The following is a 23905-nucleotide window of genomic DNA, read 5'->3' as shown; positions in this document are numbered from 1 at the left end:
TGGCACGTTACGCCTCTCGGTGGGGGCCTCCCTGCGAAAGGGCGCTACCTGTGGAGAACCGAACGGAGCGAGGTCCGAGACCCAACGCGGCAGCCTCCGCGAGCTGCGCGACCGTGTCCACGTCGCGGCGCAGGGAGGAGTGCTCCGACACGTCGAGGCGCTCGCAGCCGAGCGCCAGATGGCGGGCCAGGGAACCCGCACCGAACGCGCTCTGCCACGCCACCCCCGCCCGCGCGGTGACCAGGGTCGAGCCGGTGCCCTCGGCATCTGCCACCACGGCGCGATCGACGGATGCGGCCGCATCCAGTGCTCTGCGGAGGTCGTCGGGGCGGAGCGCCGGCAGGTCGCCGAGCAGCGCCGCGCGAGGCGTATCCGATGCGGGCATCCCGAGGGCGATCGCCGCGTTCAACCCGTCGGGCTCCTCTTCGACGACGACCGTCGCGCCGCTGATCGCGGCCGCGTCCGCTGCCGTCTGTCGATCCGCCGTGACGACGACCACGCGCGCGACTGCGGCGGCAGCCGCCACCGTGTCGAGACCGATTGCGCGCACCAGCTCGGTGCTCGCTCCCAGCCGTGACTTGCCGGATGCCGCCGCCTTCAGCGGGACGACGACCGTCCAGTCGAGGTTCACGCGAAGCGTGCGCGCAGACGCGGAAGGATCTCCTCGCCGTAGGTGCGCAAGAACTGCTCCTGATCCTCACCCGGGTCGTGGAACACCAGGTGCCGGAAGCCGAGGTCGACGTAGCGGGCGATCTGCTCGACGTGCTCGTCGGGATCGGTCGAGACGATGAAGCGGGATGCGGCGCGCTCGATCGGCAGCTCGGCCGCCCGACGCTGCATCTCGATCGGGTCGTGGACGCCCATCTTCTCTTCGGCGCTGAGCGCCAGCGGAGCCCAGAAGCGCGTCTTCTCGAGCGCGGTCTCGCGATCGGCGGCGTACGACACCTTGACCTCGATCAGGGTGTCGACGTCGTCGCTGGAGCGCCCCGCCTTCTCGATGCCCTCGGCGAGGGCTGGGAGGAGCGTGTCCGTGTAGAGCTTCGGATCCTTGCCGCTCGTCGTGATGAAGCCGTCGGCGATGCGCCCGGCCAGACGTGTCGCCGCGGGTCCCGCCGCACCGATGTAGATCGGCACGGGCGTCGTCGGGCGGTCGTAGACCGTCGCGTCGCTCACACTCCAGAAGTTGCCCTCGTAGGTGACGCGCTCGCCCGCCCACAGCTTCTGGATGAGGGTGATGGCCTCCTTGAGACGCTGGAAGCGTTCGGGCGGATCGGGCCAGTCCAGCCCGAGTGTCACCTCGTTGAGCGCCTCACCCGTGCCGACGCCCAGGATCACGCGGCCGGGGAACATCACCCCGAGCGTCGCGAACGCCTGCGCCACGACGGCCGGGTGATAGCGGAACGTGGGCGTGAGCACGCTGGTACCCAGCAGCACCCGCGAGGTCCGCGCCCCCACGGCCCCCAGCCACGGCAAGGCCGCCGGAGCATGCCCGCCCTCATGCATCCAGGGCTGGAAATGATCGGAGATGAAGACCGAGTCGAACCCGACCTCCTCCGCCAGCACGGCGAAGTCGGCGAGTCGATCGGGGGAGAACTGCTCGGCCGAGGCCTTGTAGCCCAGACGCAGGGGAACGGTCATGACTCTCCTCTCGCCCGCGACGCGTCGCGGTGCAGCGGGGCCGGCAGGAACTCCGACCCATCGGTGGAACCCAGCATGGCGCGGAACGCGTCGACGGTGTCGGGCCACAGCAGGGTGAGCCTTCCCGACCGCGCGTCGACGTACCAGTTGTCGCAGCCGCCTGTGAGCCAGGGGCGGGATGCGGCCGCCGCATCGATGCGGGCGGTGTAGGCCTTCTCCGCATCCGGACGGAGCCGCAGGACGTCGTCGCCAGCGCGGTCCAGACAGCGCGTGACGTACTCCGCCTGCGCTTCCAGCATCAGCAGCGACGAGTTGTGTCCGAGTGAGGCGTTCGGGCCGTTGAGGACGAACAGGTTCGGGAAACCGGCCACGACGGTCGACGCGTACGAGGTCATCCCTTCGCCCCAGTGCTCGGCGAGCGTCGTTCCCTCCTCGCCCGTCACGAGCGGTGCGTACGGCTGCTCGGATGCGGCGAACCCGGTCGCGAGCACGAGCATGTCGGCGCGGTAGCGGGCGCCGGATGCGGCGACCAGCTCGCCGCCGTCCACGCGCGCGAGCGCCGACGGCTCGAACGCGACCGCATCCGAGGCGACGGCCGGGTAGAACTCGTCCGACAGCAGCACGCGCTTGCAGCCGAATGCGTAGTCGGGGGTCAGCGCGCGGCGGAGGGTCGGATCCGTCACCTGTGCCTCGAGATGAGCGAGCGCGACCGCGCGGGCGGCACGCGCTGCATCCTCATCGCCCGAGCGCGAAGCGAAGCGCTCCTCTCCCTCGCGGTACAGCTGGTCGCGCAGCCGGGTCAGCTCGTCCGGATGCTGCGCGAAGCGGCGCCGCTCGGCGGCCGTGTAATCCACGTCGCCCCGCGGCACGATCCACGCGGGCGTGCGCTGGAACAGCACGACCTCGGCGCCCTGTGCGACGAGCGCTGGCACCAGCTGCACGGCCGAGGCGCCCGTGCCGACCACGGCGATGCGCCGGCCGGCGAGGGGCGCCGTGTGATCCCAGCGCGCGGAATGGAACAGGGGCCCCTCGAAGCTCTCGAGCCCCGGGATGTCGGGGATGGACGGCTCCGTGAGTCGTCCGCACGCGAGCACGAGCCGGCGGGCGCTCACATCCTCGCCGCGTCCGGTCTCCACGGACCAGCGCTCGCCGTCCCACGCGGCCGACTGCAGCGGGGTCTCCAGCAGCAGGCGCTCGCCGAGCTGCTCCGCCTCCGCGATGTGCTGCAGGTAGCGGTGGATCTCGTCACCGCGGGCGAACAGCCCCGACCAGTCGGGCCACGGGTGGTTCGCGAGTCCGTAGAGGTGCGAGGGCACGTCGCACGCGACGCCCGGATACGTGTTGTCGCGCCAGGTGCCGCCGACCGAGCTGCCCCGATCGAGCACGGCGAACGACTCCCGTCCTGCCCGCCGAAGCGCCGACGCCATCGCGAGCCCGCCGAAGCCCGCGCCGACGATGGCGACCTCGACCTCGCGCGTCATCGCACCGCCGCCTTGCGCTCGTCGGACGGTTCGCCGTACACCGTCGTGCGCTGACGCAGCGGTCGGAAGAGCCGACGGGCGAGCTTCGCCGCATCCGGGAGAGGGAGCTGATTGCCCGCCTCGATCCCGGCCTCGGAGCGCACGCGACCGTCGAGCAGCGTGCCGCCGAGGTCGTCGCCGCCTGCCTGCAGCAGTACGGCGCTCGTCTCGAGCCCGTGCCGCGTCCACGGGATCTGGATGTGGGGGATGCTGCCCGACAGGAACAGGCGCGCGACCGCGACCATGGCGCGGTGCTCGTCGAGCGCCGACCGGCCGGCAACGAGACCGACTCCGCCGCCGGGACCGGGGAGCGGGATCGGAACGAACTCCGTGAAACCGCGCGTCTGGGACTGGATGCGCCGGAGCGCGCCGAGATGCGCGATGCGCTCGGCCGCGGTCTCGACGTGGCCGTAGAACAGAACGCTCGTGGAGCGGAACCCGGCGCGGTGGGCGGCTGTGATCGTCTCGACCCAGCGGTCGATCTCGAGGTCGCCGGGGGCGATGAGGTCGCGCACCCGCTCCGACAGCACCTTCACCCCGGTGCCCGGAACGGTGTCGACACCCGCATCCCGCATCGCGGCGAACGCGTCCGCGAGCGTGAGGCCGGCGCGCGCGGCGAGGTCCTGCACGTCCTGCGGACGATAGGCGTGCAGGTGGATGCCGGGCGCTCCGGCGCGCGCGGCGCGGATGATGTCGAGGTACGCGGTCGCGTCCTCATCCGACCCGATCAGGCCCTGGACGCAGAGCTCCGTCGCGCCGAGGTCCCACGCGTCCGCGGCGATCGCCGCCGCATCCGCGAGGTCGAACTGGTCGGGTGTCTGCGCGCCCGCGGAGCGGTAGCCGGTGGAGGTGAGATTGCGGTTGACCGCGATCGTGATCGCCTCGCCGACCGTGTAACGGCGCACGTCGTCGGCGATGTGCGCGAGGTCGTCGAGAGCGGTGCCCGTCGCCTCGAGCAGTCGCTGCCATTCGGCGTCGTCGAGCGCCAGCGGGTCGGCCGCCGCGCGCTCCGCGAGCCCCCGCCCGGTCTTCGCGCGCGCATCCCCGCCCGTGTTCCTTCGAACATGGGTGGCGGTGCGGGCGAGGTGGGTCTCGGGGTCGGCGAGCGCGGCGACCGGCGCGTGCATCGCGGGGTCGAGCCACGTGTCGGCGTCGGCGAGGTACTCGGGGTGAGCCGTCAGGCGTTCACGCAACTCGTAGCCGAGGGACGCAGTAGCCGCCGCCAGGTCGTCGACGTGAGGCCACGGGCGCTCGGGGTTCACGTGGTCGGCGGTCAGTGGCGACACCCCGCCCCAATCGTCGATCCCCGCGCCGACGAGCAGGGCGAACTCGGTCGGGTCGGACAGGTTCGGGGGCACCTGGATCCGCATCCGCGCGCCCATCACTATCCGCGCCGCCGCGACGACGGTCGCGTACTCCAGCAGGTCTGCGTCGGGAGCGTCCTGCATGGCCGTGCGCGGCTTCGCGCGGAAGTTCTGCACGATCACTTCCTGGATGTGGCCGTGTCGCTCCTCGGCGTCGCGCAGCGCGATGAGCGATTCCGCGCGGTCGAGGGGTGTCTCCCCGATGCCGACGAGGATGCCGGTGGTGAACGGGATGCGGGCGGCTCCGGCATCCTCGATCACCTGCAGTCGGAGCGCGGGATCCTTGTCGGGGGAGCCGAAGTGCGGTTGCCCCGGCGTCTCGAAGAGCGCGCGAGAGGTCGTCTCCAGCATCATGCCCATCGAGGGGGCCACGGGTCGGAGGGCGTCGAGTTCGTGCGCGTGCATGACCCCAGGGTTCAGATGTGCGAGCAGGCCCGTCTCGGCCGTGACGAGCCGGGCGATGGCGGCGACGTAGTCGAGCGTCGACGCGTACCCGTGCTCGTCGAGCCAGACGCGGGCCTCGGGCCAGCGATCCTCCGGGCGGTCGCCGAGGGTCAGCAGCACCTCCTTGCACCCGAGCGCCGCGCCCTGGCGCACCACCTGAAGCACCTGCTCGGGCGACATGTACGCAGGCTTGTTCTTCTTCAGCAGCTGGCCGGGCGTGTCGACGAAGATGCAGTAGTGGCACCGGTCGCGGCAGAGGGTCGTCAGAGGCACGAACACCTTGCGCGAGTAGGTGATGACCCCGGGGCGCCCGGCGAGAGCGAGGCCCTCGTCGCGCAGAGCGGATGCGGCGGCGAACAGGAGATCGCGGTCGGCGCCGTCGGCGGTGACGAGGGCGAGCACCTCGTTCACGCCCAGTCGTGCGCCCGAGCGGGCACGGTCGATCGCGTGGGCGACGAGCACGGGAGCGGTCTCGGGCCCCACATCTGACCGGAGGTCGGTACGAGGCGTGGGCACCGGTACAGTCTTCCACCGCCGTGCGGGGTCGGGGTCGCACGAAGCCTGCGGATCGTTGTCCGTCTGTGAGCAAATTCGCTGCCGCGGCCGAAGGGTCGCTGGCAGACTTGGATCATGGTGACGCTCATGCTCGACTCGGGACACCTCGAGATCGTGCTCTCGGGCGCCGAGAAGGCGCTGGCATTCCGCAAGCGGAATGTGACGCTCGATCGTGCCGCGATCTCGCGGGTGCAGCTGACCGACGACCCGTGGACGTGGCTGCGCGGCGTCCGTTCACCCGGCACGTTCATCCCCGCGACGCTCGCGATCGGGACCTGGCGTTACGCCGGGGGCAAGGACTTCGCCGTCATCCGTAAGAACCGCCCCGGCGTGGTCATCGATATCGAGGGCGACGCCGAGTTCCAGCGCCTCGTGCTCGGCACCCGGCACGGCGAGGCTCTCGTGAGGGCGCTGCGCGTCGACGCGGGCGAAGAGCCGACCGATATCGTCGAGCTCGCCTCCAACTGAGCACCGGCCGGCATCCGCGCCCGGCGCGAGGGTCAGCCGACGTCGCGGCGCCAGCTCGCGGAGTATCCGAGCACGGTGAGCAGCAGGCCGTAGGCGAGCAGCACGAGACCGCCGACCCACCACTCGAGCGGCGCACCCGCATCCCCTCCCGCGCTGGCCGAGAACAGGCTCGCGCCGACGAGGGTGTCACTGGCGGCGCCCGGCAGGAATCGGGCCGCGTCGCTCAGCCCGGAGACGAAGCCGCCGCCGAAGCGCAGCAGGGGCTCGACGAACTGCGTGAAGGCGAGCACGATCACGACCGCCGCGACCTGGTTGCGCACGACGAGGCCCACGCCGATGCCGACCACGACCCACAGCACGAAGGCGATCACGATGCGTCCCAGCATCGCCCACGTGTCCGACGAGTCGAGGCCCGTGCGCTGCCCGAACCCGGCCAGGACGCCGGCGGCGGGGCCGACGGTGACGATCAGTGCCAGCGCGGCGTAGACCAGACCCATGACGGCGCCGGCCAGGACCTTCGCGGCAAGTACCCGTCCGCGCTTCGGTGTGGTGAGGAACGTGGGCGTGAGCGTGTTGTGGCGGAACTCGCCGGTGACGAGCAGTGTGCCGATCAGCAGCGGGAACACGTAGCCGACGGATGCGGCGAGGCTGTAGATCAGGGAGCTGACGTCGCCCGGTACGCCCGTCGCCGTGAGGCCGCCTCCGCTAGAGGGCAGGGCGCCGCTCGCGGCGAGCGCGAACACCACGGACAGGCCCGCTGCCGTGAACCCCACGTATCCGGCGAGCACGATGCCGAGGATCCACCAGATCGAGGTGGTGAACTGCTTGGTCAGTTCGGAGCGGGTGACGTTCACGAGGCTCATGCCCGGCCCCCTTCCTCGCGGTCGTCTGCTTCGGGATGCGGCTCGGCGTCATGCACCGGCTCGGTGATCCGGATCGCCTCGGTCGGCGCAGGATCGGCGTCGTCCGCCGGGGCTTCCGCCGGCTCGGCGTCGGATGCGGGATCGGTGGGCGCGGGCTCGTCGAGCGGCTCGATCTCGTCGACCGGCGCGTCCTCGGCGGCAGCGGCCGCATCCTCGCGAGCAGCCTCGGCGGCACCATCGGGAACGGGCGTGTCCAGCGACACCTCGACATCGGGCGCCTCGGCGATCTCCGACGTCTCCGGCGCGGGGTCGTTCTCGGGTGCGAGCGGGGCGTCCTCGTCGACCGCGGGGATCGCTGCGACCTCGCCCACCGGCGGGTGCACCCGCGTGCCGTCGACCAGCGCGAGGAAGATCTCTTCGAGCTCGGGGCCGCGGCGCTGCAGGCCCGACAGGGCGATGCCGGACGCGGCGGCGAGTGCGCCGACCTCGACGGGCTCCGCTCCGCGCACCGTGAGTCCCGAGCGCAGCACCTCGAACGAGTGCCCCGCGGCGGTGAGGGCCGCCTCGAGGGCGGCGCGATCGGGGGCATCGACGACCGTCGCGTACTCGTCGGGGTCGGCGAGATCTTCGATGCCGCCGTCGAACACGAGCTTTCCTCGGGCGAGGATCAGCAGACGATCCGCGGTCTGCTGGATCTCCATGAGCAGGTGCGAGGAGACGAGTACCGTCCGGCCCTCGTCGGCGAAGGCGCGCAGCAGCATCCGCATCCACTTGATGCCCTCGGGATCGAGTCCGTTCGAGGGCTCGTCGAGCACCAGGACGCCCGGGTCGCCGAGCAGCGCCGTCGCCAGGCCCAGTCGCTGCCGCATTCCGAGGGAGTAACCGCCGACCTTGCGGCCTGCGGCGTCCGAGAGGCCGACGAGGGCGAGCGTCTCGTCGATACGGCTGGTCGGCAGGCCCGCCGCCTGCGCGTACACCTTCAGGTGGTTGGCGCCGCTGCGCCCGGGGTGGAAGCTCGACGCCTCCAGTGCGGCGCCGACCGTGCGCAGCGGATCACGCAGTTCGCTGTAGTGCGATCCGCCGATCGTCGTCGTGCCCGATGTGGGCCGGACGAGCCCCAGCAGCATGCGCAGAGACGTGGTCTTGCCGGCGCCGTTCGGGCCGAGGAATCCGGTCACGAGGCCGGGCTCGATACGCGCGCTCAACCGGGATACGGCGTCGACCGCGCCGAATCTCTTGGTGACCTCGGAGAACTCCAGGATCTGGCCGTCGGGCATGGGAACCTCCGTCAAGGTCAGAACGTTTCTCCATTCTGGCGGAAATCCGCGGAAAATCGGGGATCGACTCTCGCCGATCCCGTGCCGGCCCTCCGGCGGCGCTAACGTGGCGGGCATGAGCGGTACGGATGCGACGGTGCTGGTGCGGTCGGATCAGGGGGTGGGGCGGCTGACGCTGAACCGTCCGCGCGCGCTCAACGCGGTCGACATCGAGATGGTCCGCCGGCTCGCCGAGGCCCTCGATGCGTGGGAGCACGACGCCGATGTCGAGGTCGTACTGCTCGACGGTTCGGGAGAGCGCGGCTTCTGCGCGGGCGGCGATGTGCGTCTGCTGCGCGAGCAGGCGATGAGCTCAGATGCGGAGCGCACCGCCGACTTCTTCCTCGCGGAGTACGCGCTGAACGCCCGCCTCGCCGAGTATCCGAAGCCGGTCGTGACGATCGCCGACGGGATCACGATGGGCGGCGGCGTGGGGCTCGCTTCCCACGCCGGGCACCGTGTGGTCACCGAGCGCTCGCAACTGGCGATGCCCGAGACGCGTATCGGCTTCACCCCGGACGTCGGGGGCACGTGGCTGCTCGCGCATGCGCCCGGGCGCATCGGCGAGTATCTCGCGCTGACCGGGGGCACGATGGATGCGGCCGACGCGATCTACGCCGGGTTCGCCGACCACCTCGTTCCCTCCGACCGAATCGACGCCTTCCGCGACGCGCTCGAGACGCGCGCCGACCCGCAGGGACCGGCGGAGCTCGTGCTCCTGTTCGACGAGACGCCCGACACCTCGCGCCTCGAGGCGGCGAGAGCGTGGATCGACGACGCGTTCTCTGCCGATACGGTGACCGAGATCCTCGCGCGGCTGCGCGCGCATCCCGAACCGGATGCGGCCGCCGCCGCCGAGCTGATCGCCTCGCTCTCGCCCACAGCGCTGAGCGTGACGCTCGAGGCCGTGCGGCGCGCACGGCGCAAGCGGTCGCTCCGCGAGGTACTGGAGCAGGAATACGGGCTCGTGATGTGGTTCGCCCTCACCCAACCGGACCTGGTCGAGGGCATCCGCGCGCAGCTCGTGGACAAGGACCGGTCCCCGCACTGGGATCCCGCCTCGCTCGACGATCTCGATCCCGGGACCGTCGATCAGGCCTTCGCCTTCCGTCCTCCGCGGGCGCTCTGGGGCTGACCGTGGCTGCGGCGGAGAAGCGGAAACGTCGGACCTACTCGATCGGCGTCGCGCTCGACGGCTTCTTCTTCGTCTTCGCGGGCCTCGCCTCGATCTGGCTCGCCTACCTGAGCTTCACCGAGACCTTCCGCGTCGGATGGTGGGGCATCCCGCTCGCCGTCGCGTTCTGGGTTCTGCTGGCGTACCTCGTGCTGCCCCGGCTGCATCGCATCCTGACGATGATCTACGTGCCCGACTACTTCATCGGTCGCACACGCACGAGCGACGGACTGCTCGGCGACCCCGTCAACCTCGCGTTCATGGGCAGTGCCGAGCAGATCGAGGAGGTGCTGCGCCGAGCGGGCTGGACGAAGGCCGACCCCGTGACCCTCGCCTCCTCGTGGCGCATCATCACATCGACCCTCACCAGACGCAGCTACGACGAGGCCCCCGTCAGCCCGCTGTTCCTGTTCTCCAGGCAGCAGGACTTCGCCTACCAGCAGGAGGTGGACGGCAATCCCGCGCAGCGCCACCACGTGCGCTTCTGGCGCTGCCCCGACGACTGGCTGCTGCCGGGCGGGCGCCGGGTGGAATGGCTGGCCGCCGGCACCTTCGACACCGCCGTCGGGCTGTCGCTGTTCACGCTCCAGGTGACCCACCGCATCGACGCCGACACGGACATCGAGCGCGACCACATCGTGCAGACGGTCACCGCGGCGGAGCCTCGGGTGCGCGTCGACGTGATCGCGGACTTCTCCACCGGTTATCACGCCCGCAACGGCGGCGGCGACAGCATCCGCACCGACGGCGATCTGCCCATCGTGGACGTAAGGGGGGTGACGGCGTGAGCGAGAAGGTCCCCCGCAAGCGCACGGCGTTCGAGTCGCCCGCGCGCCTCGCGCGTCCGCTTGACCACGATCCGAACATGCCGCGACCCGCGGCGACCGTCGCCGGCGGGCTCCTCGTCCTGCTGCGCGTGCTGACGGGAGTGATCTGGCTGCTGTCGATCACGTTCGAGTGGCGTCACATCGTGCACGACGCATCGGTCATGATCGACGGGGTTCCCCTCAGCGAGGAGGAGCGGGCCCTCGGCCTGGGGTTCGTCTGGCTCGTGGGCGCCGCCGTCCTGCTCTTCGACGCCGTCATGGCCATCTTCGTCCTGCGCGGCGGCAACCGTTCGCGGGTCACCGTGCTGCTGTTCTCGGTGCTGTCGATCAGCTTCGCCTTCTCGACCTGGTGGGTGCAGGGTCAGGACATCCGCCTCAGCAGCACCCTGCTGAACCTGGGCCTCGACATCCTGGTGCTGCTCGCGCTGTCCAGCCGCAAGGCCGCGGCCTACGCGCGACGTAACGAACGCCGCTGAGCTCACGGCGCCCGAACAGACGCGGACCGGTAGCCTGGACGCTGCCGTGCGGCAGGTGAAAGCGAGGCGGCGTGTTCGACAGTCCCCTCTCCGCATCCGCGTACGACATCCTCCAGGTCGCAGCCGATGCCGACGATGACACCCTGCGGCGTGCGTTCCGGGTGCGCCTGCGCGAGACGCATCCCGACACCGGCGGCGACGCGGTGCGCTTCGTCGAGGTGCAGCGCGCGTGGGAGCTCGTGGGCACGCCCGAGGCGAGAGCGGCCTACGACCGCGGCCGGGGTGCGGTGAGCGCTGCGCCCGAGGCGGAGGGGGCATGGACGCCGCCCCGCGCGCGGCAGGACACGCGTCCGCGCGCCCGATCGGCCGGCCAGCCCGGCGGATGGCGGCGCGAACGCTACCTGACTCTCATCCGCGAATGGGTGGGACGCGGCACAGAGGTGCCCGACCCCTACGACGCGCAGCTCGTGCGCTCGGCGCCGCGCGAGATCCGGCGCCTGCTGGCCGACGCGCTCGCCGAGGAGGCGACCGCGCGCATCGTCGCCGACCTCGGCATGGGCTACAGCGTCTGGCACGATGTCGCCGCATCCGGTCGCAGCGGGGATCTCGACGAGAAGCTCGACCACATCGTGCTCGGCCCGAGCGGCCTTTACGGTGTGCTCTCCGAGGACTTCGGCGGCGCTGTCGGCTTCCGCCGCGGCGAGATCATCGGTCCCGCGGTCGTCGGCGCCCCCGTCAGCGATCTGCTGTCGCGGATGCGGGTCGTCGCCCGCGCGGCGCGGGTGCGCTTCAGCGGTGCCATCGTCGTGCTGCCCGACAACGACCTCGCCCAGCAGATCACCGAGCTCGGCACCGTGCGCGGCACGCCCGTCGTGGTCGCCGGCCGCTCCGCGCTGGCCACCGTGCTGCGTCGCGGCGTCACCGGCGCGCGCGACATCGGCGGCAATGAGGTCTTCGACGTGCGCACGCGCCTCGACGCCACCGTGCGCTTCGTCTGATCGCACGGTCCCGCACCGGATGCGGCGAACAGTCCGCCGCTAGCGTGGAGGCATGGACCCGATCGCCGCGACGTTCCTCATCCTGGGGCTGGCGGTGCTCGCGTTCCTCTCCGGCCGCGTGCCCCTCGAGGTCGTGGCGATCGGCGTCGCGCTCGCCCTCTGGGCCACCGGCGTGCTCACGCTGCCCGAAGCGCTCGCGGGGTTCGGCGACCCCACGGTGCTGTTCATCGCCAGCCTGTTCGTTGTGGCCAGCGCGCTCGAGCGCAGCGGGATCACCCGCTGGCTCGGCGGTCTGATCGTCGCGCGCGCCGGCGATCGCCGCGGCCCGGTGATCGCCGCGCTCGGTGCACTCGTGGCCGTGCTGACCGCCTTCCTCAGCATCAACGGCGCCGTCGCCGCCCTCGTGCCCGTCGCCGCGGTCATCGCCCGGCGCGCCCGCATCCCGGCGTCGAAGGTCATGATCCCGCTGGCCTTCCTCGCGTCGGCGGCGTCGCTGCTCACTCTGACCGGGACGCCCGTGAACGTCGTGGTCTCCGAGCTCGCCGAGGCGGAGACCGGCCGAGGGTTCGGTTTCGCGGAGTTCGCACTCGTCGGCCTCCCCCTGCTGGGAGCCGCCCTCGCCGTCATCATCCTGTTCGGCGACCGACTGCTGCCCTCCCGACCCCACGCCCCCGCGGATCCCGCGCCAGGGCCGCGTGAGGCGGAGACGCTGTCGCTGGTCCCCGAGACGGTCCGCACCGGCGCCGTGCGGACCGTGCGCACCGGGATGCGGCGGGGAGCCCGGCGCACCCTCGTGATCACCGGCGTGATGGTCGTGCTGCTGGCGACGGGACTCGCGCCGCCCGCCGTGGCGGGCCTGGTGGCGGCCGGTGCCCTCGTGCTCACCCGTGTCGTCACACTGCCTGCCCTGTACCAGGACATCTCGTGGACGACGTTGGTGCTCATCGCCGGCATGATCCCGCTCTCGGTGGCCTTCCTGCAGACCGGGGCGGCGGAGGTCGTGGCCGACGGCGTCGTCCGCGTCGTGGGATCGGCCGATCCGCATCTCGCCCTGCTCGCCGTCTGTGTGGTCACCGTCGTGCTCGGACAGTTCATCTCGAACGTCGCGACGGTGCTGATCGTCGCGCCGGTCGCCACGGCCATCGCGGTGAACCTCGGGGTCAGCCCCGTCACCTTCCTCATGGCGCTGACCGTCGCCGGTGCCGCGTCCTTCCTGACGCCCGTCGCGACCCCGGCCAACCTCATGGTGCTGGGTCCAGGCGGATACCGCTTCGGCGACTACTGGCGCCTCGGGCTCCCGCTCGCCCTCCTCTTCCTCGCCGCGGCGGTGCTCTACGTGCCGCTCATCTGGCGGTTCTGAGCCGGCGCCTATCCAGGTCTGCCAGGCGCTGAGGCGGTGATCACCGATGCCGCGCGCGAGTTCCTCGCCGAGTACCACCTCGCCACGCTTTCCACGCTGGACCGGCAGGGCCGCATCCACTCGGTGCCGGTCGGCATCACCTACGAGGACGGCGTCGTTCGAGTGATCGGCTCCCGCGGCACGCAGAAGTTCCTCAACGTCGAGCGCACCGGCCGCGCCAGCGTCAACACCGTCGACGGTCGCCGCTGGCTCAGCTTCGAGGGTCCGGCGCGCGTCGTCGAGGATGCGGATGCGGTCGCCCATGCGGTCGAGCTCTACACCCGTCGCTACCGCGAACCGCGTCCGAACCCCGACCGGGTCGCGCTCGAGATCGCGGTCGAGCGCGTGCTCGGGTCCCCCGAGTTCCGCGCCTGAGGCCGGACTTCCGCGCGGCTCAGACCAGCCCGAACAGCTCGAGCGGGTGCGTCAACCGCCACCACGGGCTCGGTCCGTTCAGCTCACCGTCGAGCACGACGTCGACCGTCGCCGCGTTCTTCGGGCCGGTCGCGACGAGCGTGCCGGCGACATCGCCCGGCTCGCGGGCGTCGCCGAGGTCGAACGAGCTCGACACCGACGCGGCGGAGCCGTTCCAGAGCACCACATCGGCATCGGCTGCCGTGACGAGCGGAACGCTCGCGCCCCACCGCGTCTCGACTCGACCGACGGTCGTGCCGGCCGCGACCGAGGGCTGCAGCTGCAGCTCCTGCTCGACCTGGGCGAACAGTGCTCGCGTCGCCGCATCCCGCGTCTCTACGTCGGGCTGCCCGAGCGTCGCGGCGTAGATGCGCACCGACGTGTCGCCGATCGTGACGTCCTTCGCAGCGAGCAGGTTGTAGGAGTCGAGCGTCCCGGTCTTGAGGCCGACGACGCCGGGGTCCGCGAGCAGATTGTTCGTGTTCTCGACGAGACCCGCGCCGGGAAGCTCTACGGCGGGCGTGCGCACGATCTCGGCGATGACGGGGTCGGCCAGCGCGCGCTTGGCGACCTTGAGCAGCGCCTCGGGGGTCGCCGTGTTCTCGGCCTCGATGCCGGCGGGGCCGGCGATCGTGATTCCGGAGACGCCGTGCGCGGCGAGCCAGTCGTTGGCGGCCCGCGCGTAGACCGCGTTGTTGGGCCAGATGGTGTCGGCGAGGCGGTCCGCGTAGTTGTTCGCGGAGCCCATGAGCATGCCCTGCAGCATCTGGTACTCGGTGAGCGTTCCGCCGACCGGAACGTTCAGCGCCGACTCGCCGTTACGGCGGTACGACCAGTAGCTGCTCTCATCCGCGGCGCTGAACGCGAACTCCTGCCCCTGTTCGCCTGCAGCCAGGGGCATCTGATCGAGCACGACCATCGCCGTCACGACCTTCGTGATGCTGGCGATCGAACGGGCATCAGCGCTGGAGGCGATGGGCGAGCCCACGCCGTCGACGACGACCGCGGCACTTCCCTCGCCGGGCCACGCTCCGACGGCCGCAGCCGCGGGGGTCGCCTCGACGGCCGACGCCTGGACGGTCGGAGCGATCGCGTGCAGCGGCCACAGCAGCGTCGTGCCGCAGTACGCCGCGATCACGGCCACGATCAGTGCGACCGGAACGATGACCCCGGGACGCCACGGGGTGCGACGGGGGGCGCGGGCGAGCAGGTCCGCAGCGACGGGGGTGAACGAAGCAGCGCCCGCGGCCTCGAGCTGGGGAGCCACCCTGGATGCGTGAGCGACGGTGGCCTCGTCGACCCAGCTCAGCGCCGTGGTCACCGGCGGCACGACGACCGGAACGGATGCGCCCGCGTCCTCCGATGCGTCGTCGAAGCTCGCGGCGGCGATGCGAGCGGGGGTGGATGCGGCATCCGCCGGAACGCCCGACACCGCGATCTCGAGATCGCCGGTCGGCAGGGAAGCCTCGCCGACGCGCGGCTCGACAGGTCCGCCGTGGCGCAGCGAACGCCGAGTGGGCGGGGTCGGGCCAGTCACGGTCACCCGCCTACGGTAGCGCGAGCCGCGGGTCTATACTCGGCACGTCAACCACGGGAGTCCGGTGAGCCGGGCTGAGAGGAAGCGAATCCACGCTTCGACCGTCGAACCTGATCCGGATCATGCCGGCGCAGGAAGGAGCATCAATGCACACGTCCACGTCCACATCCGCTCGTCCTTCTCTCACCTCGAGGTGGCGCTGGCGGGTCGTCGACATCGTCGTCGCCAGCGTGATCGGCGTCGCCGCCGGGGTCATCTTCTGGGTCTGGGGCCAGGCCTGGACGCCGCTGAGCACGGCACTCGCGTTCCTGCCGGGCCTGGAGGGGCTGCTGGCCGGCGGCTGGCTGTTCGCCGGCGTGCTCACAGGTCTGATCATCCGCAAGCCGGGCGCGGCGCTGTACGGCGAGATCGTCGCCGCTGTCGTCTCCATGGCGCTCGGCACGCAGTGGGGTTTCACGACGTTCATCTGGGGAGTGGTGCAGGGGGTGGGAGCCGAACTCGGCTTCGCGCTGTTCGCCTACGCGAACTACCGACTCTGGGTCGCTCTCGTCTCGGGTGCCCTCACGGGGCTGGCCGTCGCTCTGCTCGACACCAACTTCTCCTCCATCGCGGCGTACGACGCCGGCCCCCGCGCCATCTACTTCATCTCCGCGATCGTCTCGGGCATCGTCATCGCCGGGCTCGTCTCGTGGCTCATCGCCCGCGCGCTCGCCGCCACGGGCGCACTCGACCGGTTCGCCTCCGGACGCCAGGCGCGCATCGTCGAAGCCGCCGACGCGGCGTGACGGGCGGCGCGCGGGTCGTCGCCCGCGGGTGGGGGTGGCGGCACGCGGGCCGCAGACGCTGGGCCGTTTCCGACATCGATCTCACGATCGAGCCCGGTGAGCGGGTGCTGCTGCTGGGGGCGAGCGGTGCGGGGAAGTCCACACTGCTGCGCGCCCTGGCCGGTGTGCTGGGCGGTGACGAGGACGGCGAGGCCACCGGGGAGCTGACCGTCGACGGCGCGCACCCCGCATCCGTCCGCGGTGTCGCGGGAATGGTCCTGCAGGATCCGGACGCGCAGGTGATCCTCGCCCGCGTCGGCGACGACGTGGCCTTCGGGTGCGAGAACCTCGGGGTGCCGCCCGGCGAGATCTGGCCCCGGGTCGGTGAGGCGCTGGATGCGGTGGGGCTGGCGGTGCCGCTCGATCACCCGACGTCCGCGCTGTCGGGCGGACAGAAGCAGCGGCTGGCGCTCGCGGGCGCACTGGCCATGCGCCCGAAGCTCCTGCTCCTCGACGAGCCGACGGCCAACCTCGATCCCGAGGGCGCCCGGCAGGTGCGGGATGCGGTGGCCGCCGTCGCCGCCCGCACCGGCGCGACGCTCGTCGTCGTCGAGCATCGCGTCGACCTGTGGGCCGACCTCGTGGACCGCGTCGTGGTGCTCGCGCCCGACGGCGGGGTGCTGGCGGACGGCGCTCCCGCCGATGTCTTCGCCGCCGCCGCGGACGCCCTGACGCAGGCCGGTGTGTGGGTGCCGGGGGTTCCCGTCCGGATCGCGCAGCGCCCGCGCGCCGGAGAGGCATCGCCGCTCGTCGTCGGCACCCGTCTCGCGGTCGGACGCCGTCGGAGCGGGCGCCGCGAGGAGTCTGCCGCCGCATCCGGGATCGACGTGCGACTGAACGCGGGGCGGGCGCTGGCGATCACGGGAGCCAACGGTGCCGGCAAGTCCACGCTCGCGCTCACCCTCGCCGGGCTGCTGCCGCCGATCGACGGCGAGGTGCGGGCGGCGGATGCGTTGGCCGCCGGCGTCGGATCCGACCCGTCGCGCTGGCGCGCAGCCCAGTTGCTCACACGTATCGGCACCGTCTTCCAGGAGCCGGAACACCAGCTGCTCACCGCACGCGTGCGCGACGAGCTCGCTGTCGGCCCTCGCGCCCTGGGACTCTCCGAGGCGGAGGTGGCCGCGCGCGTCGATCCCCTGCTCGAGCGTCTGCGTCTGGGACGCCTCGCCGAGGTGAACCCCTTCACCCTCTCGGGCGGGGAGAAGCGCCGGTTGACCGTCGCCGCGGTGCTTGCGACCGCGCCGCGGGTCATCCTGCTCGACGAGCCGACCTACGGGCAGGATGCGCGCACCTGGCGGGAGCTGGCGGATCTGATCGACGAGCTCCGCGCCGACGGCACCGCGATCGGCTTCGTCTCGCACGATCCCTCCCTCGTCGCGGCGCTCGCCGACGACGAGCTGCGACTGGGGCAGCCCTCATGAGCCTGTTCGCGATCGACGCCTCGGCCAGCCCCTTGGGCCGGATCAACCCGGTCACCAAGCTCGTCGCGACCCTCGTCGTCTCCGTCACCCTGCTGCTCTCGATCGATCCGGTCTCGGCGGCCGTCACGCTCGGGGCCACGCTTGTGCTGCTGGCGTTCTCGCGGCTGCGGGCGCGCGAGGTGTGGCTGCGCGTGTGGCCGATCGCGGTCGCCGCCCTCATCGGCGGCGCGGCGACGGTGCTGTACGGGCGCCCCTCCGGTGCGGTGTTCTTCGAATGGGGCCTCGTGCGCGTCAGCGAGGGGTCGCTCTCGCTCGCCGCCGCCATCGTGCTGCGTGTGCTGGCGATCGCGCTGCCGTCCGTCGTCCTCTTCATCACGACCGATCCGACAGACCTCGCCGACGGCCTTGCCCAGTTGCTGCGCCTGCCCGCCCGGTTCGTGCTCGGCGCGCTCGCGGGCCTGCGCCTGGTGGGGCTGCTCGTCGACGACTGGCGTGAGCTCGCTCTGGCGCGGCGCGCACGCGGGGTGGCCGACCGGGGCCGCATCCGTCGGTTCCTCGGCCAGGCGTTCGCCCTCTTCGTGCTGTCGATCCGCCGCGGCACGAAGCTCGCGACCGCGATGGAGGCCCGCGGCTTCGGGTCCGACGCACCGCGCACCTGGGCCCGGCCGTCACGGCTCGGCTGGCGCGACGCGGTGCTGGTCGCCCTCGCGGCGGTGATCGCCGCCGCATCCGTGACGGCCGCGGTGCTCGCCGGCACCTGGACTCTCGTCTTCGCCCTCTGACTCCGCCGCGCCCCGCGCACGTTCCCCTGCCTTGTTCGCCTGCCTTGTTCGCCTGTCACAGATCGAGCCGCGGGCGTCGATCTGAGACAGGCGAACAAGGGGTCCACGTGCTCGCCTGTCACAGATCGAGCGCGGTGCGTCGATCTGGGGCAGGCGAGCGGGGGGCGTGACGGTGGGACCCGGTGCCGCGTAGGGTGGAACCGGATACCGACGTACGAAGGAGAACGTATGGATGTCGCGGGCGCATCCGCGCTGATCACGGGCGGCGCGAGCGGACTCGGCTGGGCCACGGCTCAGCGACTCGCCGCAGACGGGGCGCACGTCGTCCTCGTCGACCTGCCGTCCTCGGTGGGCGCGGAACGCGCGGCCGAGTTGGGCGGTACATTCGCCGCGGCCGACGTCACGAGTCCCGAGCAGATCGCGGATGCGGTCGCCGCCGCATCCGCCGCCGCGCCGCTGCGCGTGGTCGTCAACTGCGCCGGCATCGCCCCGCCGGCCAAGGTGCTGGATCGTGAGGGCGCCCCGACCCCGCTCGCCGACTTCGAGAAGCTCGTGCGCGTGAACCTCGTCGGCACCTACAACGTCATCGCCCAGTCATCCGCCGCGATCGCCCGCACCGAGCCGACCTCAGGAGGCGATCGAGGCGTCATCGTGAACACGGCGTCGGTCGCCGCGTTCGACGGCCAGATCGGGCAGCCCGCGTACTCGGCGTCCAAGGGTGGAGTGCACGCGATGACCCTCCCGATCGCCCGCGAGCTCGCCCGCCACGCGATCCGGGTCGTCACGATCGCGCCGGGCATCATGGAGACGCCCATGCTCGCGGGCCTGCCGCAGCCGGCGCAGGACTCGCTCGGCCAGCAGGTGCCGTACCCGGCCCGCCTCGGGCGCCCGGACGAATACGCCGGCCTCGTGGCCGAGATCGTGCGTAACGGGTACCTCAACGGCGAGACGATCCGTCTCGACGGTGCGATCCGGATGGCTCCGCGATGAGCGCCGATCCGATCCTGGTGGAGGTCGCAGACGGTCTCGCCCGCGTCACGCTGAACCGTCCCGATCGACTGAACGCGATGGACTTCGCGATGGGCGAGCGCTGGCGGGATGCGGCCCGGCAGGTCACCTCGGACCCTGAGGTCGGAGCCGTGCTGCTGGATGCGGCGGGTCCCGCCTTCTGCGCCGGCGGCGACGTGATCTCCATGGCGACCTCCGGTGCCGACGGCAGCGATGTCACGGCCGCCGCGCACGTGATCCACGACGGCATCCGCGCGTTCACCGAATCCGCCGTACCCGTCGTCGCCGCCGTCCAGGGAGCGGTCGCCGGCGGCGGGCTGGGTCTCATGCTCACGGCGGACTACATCGTCGCCGCCGAGGGAGCGAAGTTCGTCAGCCGCTACGCCAACATCGGCCTCACTCCCGACCTCGGGGTCTCGACCCTGCTTGCCGCCGCCGTCGGCCCGCGCCGGGCGCTCCAGCTGCTGCTTCAGGACCGCGCGCTGTCGGCGCCCGAAGCGCTCGAGTGGGGACTCGTCGCCGAGGTCGCCGCGGACCCCGCATCCCGCGCTCTCGAGGTCGCTCGCTTCTGGCTCGAGGGTGCGACGGGCGCGTTCGGCCAGGCGAAGCGGCTCGTCCGCTCCGGCGCCGACCGCCCGTTCGCCGAAAACCTCGACGACGAGGCGCGCACGATCGGCGCCGCTTTCGACACCCCCGACGCGAAGGCCCGCATCCAGGCCTTCGCCGCCGCATCCGCCCGCCGCGGGTGAGCCCGACGCCCCCGACGCACCAAGGAGATCCCATGACCGAGCAGAAGCCGCTCGCCGGCAAGACCATCCTCATGTCCGGCGGCAGTCGCGGCATCGGCCTCGCGATCGCGCTGCGCGCAGCGCGCGACGGTGCGAACATCGCCCTGCTCGCCAAGACCGACACCCCGCATCCGAAGCTCGAGGGCACGGTGCACACCGCGGCGGCCGCCATCGAGGAGGCGGGCGGGCGTGCGCTTCCCCTCGTGGGCGACGTCCGCAACGAGGACGACATCACACAGGCCGTGCTGACCGCCCACGGCGAGTTCGGCGGTATCGACATCGTCGTCAACAACGCCTCGGTCATCGACCTTTCGGGGTCCCTCGAACTCGCGACGAAGAAATACGACCTCATGCAGGACGTCAACGTGCGCGGCACCTTCCTGCTCTCCCGCGCCGCCGTGCCGATGTTGAAGGATGCGGCCAATCCCCACATCCTGTCGCTGTCGCCGCCACTGAACCTCTCGCCCCGGTGGCTCGGCGTCCACACGGGATACACACTCGCGAAGTACGGGATGACGATGGCGACCCTCGGCATGGCGGCCGAGTTCGCGGAGGCGGGGATCGCCGCCAACACGCTGTGGCCGCGGACGACGATCGCGACCGCCGCCGTGCAGTTCTCCCTGGGCGGCGAGCGGATGATGGCCGTCAGCCGAACCCCGGAGATCTACGCGGATGCGGCGTACGAGGTGATCACGCGGCCCGCACGCGAGTACACCGGCCAGACGCTCATCGTCGAGGACGTGCTCGCCGATGCCGGTGTCACCGACCTGTCCGGATACGCCGCCGTGCCCGGCACGCCGGACTCGGCGATGTTCCCCGACATCTTCCTCGATTGAGCGCGCGGAGGCATCCGCTCGCACCTGGTACTCAGGCAGGGGCCCCTACCCTTGCGCAGTGTCATTCTCCGCGCATCGACCCGGCCGCTTCGGCTCCGACGGCCGCATCGACCTCGAGTCGCAGCCCGAAGAGGAGGCGTTGTACCTGAGCGACGTCCGTCCTCCCGAGGACGTCGCGACCGGTCCGACCGAGGTGATCGACCCGATCGACGAGCCCGAGCAGGAGCCGCAGCCCGAGGCATCCGTGCCGGACCCGGCGCCACCCGTGGTCCGCGAACGCCGAAGCCCGCGCCGCCGACCCCGCCAGCCGCTCTCTCGCACCCTCGCCGTCCTCGGCGGCGCCGAAGGCGAGGTGCTCGACGACGTTCCGAGCGAGACGCCGCGCTTCGTGCAGATGTTCTTCGTGTTGGTCGGCACCGCACTCGTCTCCGCCCTCTCGATGGGCTTCGCGCTCGTCACGGGGGTGCAGATCGCCGTCTGGGCCGCCGTGCCGCTCGCCATCATCTGGGCTCTCATCATCTTCAACCTCGACCGCTTCCTCACCTCCACGATGCGCTCCACCCGCAACGTGTGGCGACTGCTCGGTCTCGCCTTCCCGCGCGTCATCATGGCCGCGCTCATCGGCATCGTCGTCGCCGAGCCGCTCGTGCTGCAGGTCTTCCACAACGACATCGCGCGGGAGGTCAACTCGACCAACGTGGTGCAGGCGCAGTCCGACCAGGATGCGGTCACCAACGGACCCGAGAAGCAGGCGCTGGACGCCGCCTCCGCCTCGCTCGCCGCCCTGCAGAACCAGGCGGCGACCGGCATCGTCGCGGGAACCTCGTCGACCTCGGCCGAGTCGGTGGCCGCGCAGGCGAACGTGGACCAGCTCACCCAGCAGCTCGCCGCGCAGCAGGGCGTGATCGATCAGGCCCGTGCGCTGTACCAGTGCGAGTTGACAGGCGAGGGGGCGGGCACCGTCGCCGGCTGCACCGGCGTGCAGGGATCGGGCACGAGCTCGGACGCCGCCCAGGCACAGCTCACACAGGCGCAGTCCGCGTACGACGCCCTCGCGACGCAGCTCAGCCAGGCGCAGGCCGCCCTCACCTCGGCCAACGCGGCCGGGACGGATGCGGCCGCGGCATCCGCCGACCAGAACAAGAAGCAGGCGGAGGACCAGCTGCCGGCGGCGCAGGCGCAGTACGACGCCGCGCTCGCCGCCTACAACGATCGCGCCGCATCCATCGCCGGAGGCAACGCGCAGGCGGTCGGGTTGCTCAGCCAGATCAGCGCGCTCGAACGACTGTCCGAGCGCGAGCCGACCCTGGCCTGGGCGCATTGGCTGATCGCGGCGCTGTTCTTCATGATCGAGCTGCTGCCGGTGCTCGTGAAGGTGCTGACGAGCTTCGGCGACCCGTCCATCTACGAGAAGGCCGACGCCCTGCGCCGACAGGTCTCTCTCGACCGGGTGACCGCCAAGACGTGGCACGAGCGCGCGGCGATCGTCACCGCGCCCGCGCCCCCCGCATCCGGTCCTCCTGCCGCCGCCGCGGGCTAGCCCGGCCTGGGGTTCCTCGTCGCTCCACCCGCGAAGGATGCGGATGCCGGCTGCGCAGGTTCCCAACGGAGGACGGCGTCGAGCAGGTCCGCGGTGGGGTGGAGGCCGTCCAGTCGGAGTGTGGGCTTGCCGAGCGCGGCGAGCCACGCTTCGTGGGTCGCTCGGCTCCGCCCGTCGAACGTCGGATCGTCGTAGCTCCGTGCCCAGTCCCGGAAGGCGTCCCAAGCCGGGTCATCGAGGGGGCGGCCCTCCCGCCGGCGCCGCTCGCGTGCCTCGAGCCGCCGCATCCGTTCGGCCGGATCCAGCGTGACGAAGACGACCGCGTCGCATTCGGCGGCGATGCCGTCGCCCCAGCCCATCATCGATCCGGAGAGCACCCATGCCGGCCGCGGCGCGAAGATCGCCCGCATGAGCGCCACCCGATCGGCATCCGCCCGCTTCTCGGTGAACGGCGGATCCGTGGGAACCCAGAAGTAGTCGTCGGCGTCCGCGTGCGGCACGCTCCAGGCCGAGGCGAGGGCCGCGCCCAATGTGGTCGTCCCGCTGCCGCTCGCTCCCAGGATGTGGATCCGTGCGCGTCGCATGGACCCATCCTCGCAACGCGCGCCGCATCCGTCACGCCGGTCCATGGGCACGGGCCGGGGCAGGATGCGGGCCGGGACCGGATGCAGTGGCGTGCCTCATCCGTCCGGGGTGCGACCGTCCGCCGCGCGCGTGCCGCCACACGTCTGCGCAGATGCGCCAGTCAATGACAGCTGCGGGTGCGCAAAAGTGGCGCGGGTGCGCAACTGCGACGCAACTCGGGTGAGGGAAGGGGGAGGGGCCTCGGGGGGGTCAGATGAGGCCGTGGCGGACGAAGGCGTTGTGGATGCCGTCGTCGAGCACCGCGGTCGTGACCTCGTCGGCGAGGTCCTTCAGCTCCCGCGCGGCGTTGCCCATCGCGATTCCGGTGCCGCACACCTGGAACATCTCGACGTCGTTCCAGCTGTCGCCGATACCGATCGCGTCGTCGGCGTCGATGCCGAGGTGGGAGAGCACCGCGGTGATCGCCGAACCCTTCGTGACGCCCTGCATGCCGATCTCGCCGTTCGTCCCGCCCGGAAGCGGGATGCTGCCCGGCACGACGTGGAAGCGGTCGCCCAGTTCGGACTGGGCGCGAGAGACCGCATCCGTCGAGTCGCTGAGGAAGACCGCCTTGGCGACGCGGGTGCGATCGATCGTGGCCAGATCCCGGAAGCGGGGTGCGCTCTGCGGTGCGGTCTGCGGCCCGTCCCCGGCGGGCCGGGGGCGCAGCGAGGAGAGCATCGCGGCGACGGCTGCCTGCACCTCGGCGGATGCGTACACGGCCTCCTCGGTCTGGAGGAAGTAGTGGATGTCGTGGGAGCGGAAGAACCGCTCGAGGCGGTCGACCGCATCCGCCGGCATCGGATCGGCGACGATCTCCTCGCTGCCGGCGACCGCGTAGGCGCCGCCGTTGGTGATGGCGCCGTCGAAGCCGATCTCACGCACGGCGGGGTGGATGTCGCCGGCCGAGCGTCCGGTGCTGAGGTAGACGAGGGCGCCGCGCTCGCGGGCGGTGCGGATCGCGGTCACCGTGGAGGGCGCGATCGTCGTGCCGTGATCGAGGATCGTGCCGTCGACGTCGAGGAATGCGATGCGGGGAGGGGTCACGATGATCCATTCTCCCCGGTGTCGCCTGAGAGGTGCGTCGGG

The 23905-nt window shown here is 71.7% G+C and carries 23 protein-coding genes and 1 riboswitch; of the genes, 14 read left to right on the top strand and 9 right to left on the bottom strand.

Annotated elements, in window-relative coordinates:
• Nucleotides 1–7: 7 nt before the first annotated feature.
• The 4 genes from cofC to cofG are packed head-to-tail and all read right to left on the bottom strand — an operon-like array spanning nt 8 to nt 5482.
• Nucleotides 8–631 (bottom strand): 2-phospho-L-lactate guanylyltransferase, encoded by a 624-nt coding sequence (gene cofC, locus QE377_RS05575; RefSeq protein ID WP_307320379.1) that lies wholly within the window; start codon nt 629–631, stop codon nt 8–10.
• Complete coding sequence (fgd, locus tag QE377_RS05570; RefSeq protein ID WP_307320376.1) at nt 628–1638, bottom strand: glucose-6-phosphate dehydrogenase (coenzyme-F420); 1011 nt, start codon at nt 1636–1638, stop codon at nt 628–630. The genes cofC and fgd overlap by 4 nt, the downstream gene beginning before the upstream one ends.
• On the bottom strand, nt 1635–3119 hold the full coding sequence (locus QE377_RS05565; RefSeq protein WP_307320373.1) for an NAD(P)/FAD-dependent oxidoreductase: 1485 nt from the start codon (nt 3117–3119) through the stop codon (nt 1635–1637). Before QE377_RS05565 ends, fgd begins: the two co-directional genes overlap by 4 nt.
• Nucleotides 3116–5482 carry a 7,8-didemethyl-8-hydroxy-5-deazariboflavin synthase CofG gene (gene cofG / locus QE377_RS05560; RefSeq protein WP_307320370.1) on the bottom strand — a complete coding sequence of 789 codons (2367 nt, stop codon included), beginning with the start codon at nt 5480–5482 and terminating at the stop codon, nt 3116–3118. Before cofG ends, QE377_RS05565 begins: the two co-directional genes overlap by 4 nt.
• 114 nt (nt 5483–5596) lie before the next feature.
• Between cofG and QE377_RS05555 the strand changes: the two genes are divergently transcribed.
• Nucleotides 5597–5989 (top strand): hypothetical protein, encoded by a 393-nt coding sequence (locus tag QE377_RS05555; RefSeq protein ID WP_307320368.1) that lies wholly within the window; start codon nt 5597–5599, stop codon nt 5987–5989.
• A 32-nt stretch (nt 5990–6021) separates the two neighbouring features.
• Here the strand turns inward: QE377_RS05555 and QE377_RS05550 are convergent, their stop codons facing one another.
• Together QE377_RS05550 and QE377_RS05545 are read right to left on the bottom strand one after the other, a co-directional pair.
• On the bottom strand, nt 6022–6852 hold the full coding sequence (locus QE377_RS05550) for an ABC transporter permease (protein ID WP_307320366.1): 831 nt from the start codon (nt 6850–6852) through the stop codon (nt 6022–6024).
• Nucleotides 6849–8129: an ABC transporter ATP-binding protein gene (locus tag QE377_RS05545; protein ID WP_307320363.1), complete on the bottom strand. Its 1281-nt coding sequence runs from the start codon at nt 8127–8129 to the stop codon at nt 6849–6851. Before QE377_RS05545 ends, QE377_RS05550 begins: the two co-directional genes overlap by 4 nt.
• Before the next feature lie 115 nt (nt 8130–8244).
• Here QE377_RS05545 and QE377_RS05540 point away from each other — a divergent pair, with 115 nt between their 5' ends.
• The 6 genes from QE377_RS05540 to QE377_RS05515 all read left to right on the top strand — a co-directional run bounded on the left by QE377_RS05540 (nt 8245) and on the right by QE377_RS05515 (nt 13417).
• Nucleotides 8245–9303 carry an enoyl-CoA hydratase/isomerase family protein gene (locus QE377_RS05540; protein ID WP_307320359.1) on the top strand — a complete coding sequence of 353 codons (1059 nt, stop codon included), beginning with the start codon at nt 8245–8247 and terminating at the stop codon, nt 9301–9303.
• 2 nt (nt 9304–9305) lie between these two features.
• Nucleotides 9306–10130 (top strand): LssY C-terminal domain-containing protein, encoded by an 825-nt coding sequence (locus tag QE377_RS05535; RefSeq protein WP_307320357.1) that lies wholly within the window; start codon nt 9306–9308, stop codon nt 10128–10130.
• Nucleotides 10127–10645: a hypothetical protein gene (locus tag QE377_RS05530; RefSeq protein ID WP_307320354.1), complete on the top strand. Its 519-nt coding sequence runs from the start codon at nt 10127–10129 to the stop codon at nt 10643–10645. Before QE377_RS05535 ends, QE377_RS05530 begins: the two co-directional genes overlap by 4 nt.
• A 71-nt stretch (nt 10646–10716) precedes the next feature.
• Entirely contained in the window at nt 10717–11643 is a 927-nt protein-coding gene (locus tag QE377_RS05525) for a J domain-containing protein (RefSeq protein ID WP_307320351.1), read from the top strand.
• A gap of 52 nt (nt 11644–11695) precedes the next feature.
• Nucleotides 11696–13003 (top strand): SLC13 family permease, encoded by a 1308-nt coding sequence (locus tag QE377_RS05520; protein ID WP_307320348.1) that lies wholly within the window; start codon nt 11696–11698, stop codon nt 13001–13003.
• A gap of 36 nt (nt 13004–13039) precedes the next feature.
• Complete coding sequence (locus tag QE377_RS05515; protein WP_307320345.1) at nt 13040–13417, top strand: TIGR03618 family F420-dependent PPOX class oxidoreductase; 378 nt, start codon at nt 13040–13042, stop codon at nt 13415–13417.
• Between the two features lie 19 nt (nt 13418–13436).
• Here the strand turns inward: QE377_RS05515 and QE377_RS05510 are convergent, their stop codons facing one another.
• The gene (locus tag QE377_RS05510; protein WP_307320342.1) at nt 13437–14999 is read right to left on the bottom strand and encodes a D-alanyl-D-alanine carboxypeptidase family protein; all 1563 of its coding nucleotides are present in this window, start codon (nt 14997–14999) and stop codon (nt 13437–13439) included.
• 37 nt (nt 15000–15036) lie between these two features.
• Nucleotides 15037–15147, top strand: a riboswitch (TPP riboswitch).
• On the opposite strand from QE377_RS05510, the gene QE377_RS05505 reads away from it, so the two are divergent.
• From QE377_RS05505 to QE377_RS05475, 7 genes are all read left to right on the top strand, one after another.
• Nucleotides 15140–15778, top strand: a complete 639-nt coding sequence (locus tag QE377_RS05505; RefSeq protein ID WP_307320339.1) for an ECF transporter S component — start codon at nt 15140–15142, stop codon at nt 15776–15778. It overlaps the preceding riboswitch by 8 nt.
• Entirely contained in the window at nt 15775–17238 is a 1464-nt protein-coding gene (locus QE377_RS05500; protein WP_307320336.1) for an ABC transporter ATP-binding protein, read from the top strand. Before QE377_RS05505 ends, QE377_RS05500 begins: the two co-directional genes overlap by 4 nt.
• Complete coding sequence (locus QE377_RS05495) at nt 17235–18020, top strand: energy-coupling factor transporter transmembrane protein EcfT (RefSeq protein WP_307320333.1); 786 nt, start codon at nt 17235–17237, stop codon at nt 18018–18020. Before QE377_RS05500 ends, QE377_RS05495 begins: the two co-directional genes overlap by 4 nt.
• A 228-nt stretch (nt 18021–18248) precedes the next feature.
• A complete protein-coding gene (locus QE377_RS05490; protein ID WP_307320329.1) occupies nt 18249–19010 on the top strand; it encodes an SDR family NAD(P)-dependent oxidoreductase in 762 nt (253 codons plus the stop codon).
• Nucleotides 19007–19777 carry an enoyl-CoA hydratase/isomerase family protein gene (locus tag QE377_RS05485; protein ID WP_307320325.1) on the top strand — a complete coding sequence of 257 codons (771 nt, stop codon included), beginning with the start codon at nt 19007–19009 and terminating at the stop codon, nt 19775–19777. Before QE377_RS05490 ends, QE377_RS05485 begins: the two co-directional genes overlap by 4 nt.
• A gap of 32 nt (nt 19778–19809) precedes the next feature.
• Complete coding sequence (locus QE377_RS05480; RefSeq protein ID WP_307320322.1) at nt 19810–20652, top strand: NAD(P)-dependent oxidoreductase; 843 nt, start codon at nt 19810–19812, stop codon at nt 20650–20652.
• A 58-nt stretch (nt 20653–20710) separates the two neighbouring features.
• The gene (locus QE377_RS05475; RefSeq protein ID WP_307320320.1) at nt 20711–22192 is read left to right on the top strand and encodes a DUF4407 domain-containing protein; all 1482 of its coding nucleotides are present in this window, start codon (nt 20711–20713) and stop codon (nt 22190–22192) included.
• On the opposite strand, the gene QE377_RS05470 is transcribed toward QE377_RS05475, so the two are convergent.
• Both QE377_RS05470 and QE377_RS05465 read right to left on the bottom strand, forming a co-directional pair.
• Nucleotides 22189–22776, bottom strand: coding sequence for an AAA family ATPase (locus QE377_RS05470; RefSeq protein WP_307320318.1), 588 nt, complete (start codon nt 22774–22776; stop codon nt 22189–22191). The genes QE377_RS05475 and QE377_RS05470 overlap by 4 nt on opposite strands.
• Nucleotides 22777–23026: 250 nt before the next feature.
• Nucleotides 23027–23869 (bottom strand): Cof-type HAD-IIB family hydrolase, encoded by an 843-nt coding sequence (locus QE377_RS05465; RefSeq protein ID WP_373459558.1) that lies wholly within the window; start codon nt 23867–23869, stop codon nt 23027–23029.
• Nucleotides 23870–23905: the final 36 nt, after the last annotated feature.

It is taken from the genome of Microbacterium sp. SORGH_AS_0862, assembly GCF_030818795.1.
Taxonomy (GTDB): Bacteria; Actinomycetota; Actinomycetes; order Actinomycetales; family Microbacteriaceae; genus Microbacterium.
The sequence above is the reverse complement of the archived record's forward strand: the minus strand, read 5'-3'. Positions and strand labels throughout refer to the sequence as shown.

What these genes read in the sequence shown, in the direction of transcription:
- QE377_RS05470 (WP_307320318.1), bottom strand. Translation starts at nt 22,776, where the DNA reads ATGCGACGCGCACGGATCCACATCCTGGGAGCGAGCGGCAGCGGGACG.
- QE377_RS05555 (WP_307320368.1), top strand. Translation starts at nt 5,597, where the DNA reads ATGGTGACGCTCATGCTCGACTCGGGACACCTCGAGATCGTGCTCTCG.
- QE377_RS05550 (WP_307320366.1), bottom strand. Translation starts at nt 6,852, where the DNA reads ATGAGCCTCGTGAACGTCACCCGCTCCGAACTGACCAAGCAGTTCACC.
- QE377_RS05505 (WP_307320339.1), top strand. Translation starts at nt 15,140, where the DNA reads ATGCACACGTCCACGTCCACATCCGCTCGTCCTTCTCTCACCTCGAGG.
- QE377_RS05485 (WP_307320325.1), top strand. Translation starts at nt 19,007, where the DNA reads ATGAGCGCCGATCCGATCCTGGTGGAGGTCGCAGACGGTCTCGCCCGC.
- QE377_RS05495 (WP_307320333.1), top strand. Translation starts at nt 17,235, where the DNA reads ATGAGCCTGTTCGCGATCGACGCCTCGGCCAGCCCCTTGGGCCGGATC.
- fgd (WP_307320376.1), bottom strand. Translation starts at nt 1,638, where the DNA reads ATGACCGTTCCCCTGCGTCTGGGCTACAAGGCCTCGGCCGAGCAGTTC.
- QE377_RS05490 (WP_307320329.1), top strand. Translation starts at nt 18,249, where the DNA reads ATGGATGTCGCGGGCGCATCCGCGCTGATCACGGGCGGCGCGAGCGGA.
- QE377_RS05565 (WP_307320373.1), bottom strand. Translation starts at nt 3,119, where the DNA reads ATGACGCGCGAGGTCGAGGTCGCCATCGTCGGCGCGGGCTTCGGCGGG.
- QE377_RS05480 (WP_307320322.1), top strand. Translation starts at nt 19,810, where the DNA reads ATGACCGAGCAGAAGCCGCTCGCCGGCAAGACCATCCTCATGTCCGGC.
- QE377_RS05540 (WP_307320359.1), top strand. Translation starts at nt 8,245, where the DNA reads ATGAGCGGTACGGATGCGACGGTGCTGGTGCGGTCGGATCAGGGGGTG.
- QE377_RS05520 (WP_307320348.1), top strand. Translation starts at nt 11,696, where the DNA reads ATGGACCCGATCGCCGCGACGTTCCTCATCCTGGGGCTGGCGGTGCTC.
- QE377_RS05545 (WP_307320363.1), bottom strand. Translation starts at nt 8,129, where the DNA reads ATGCCCGACGGCCAGATCCTGGAGTTCTCCGAGGTCACCAAGAGATTC.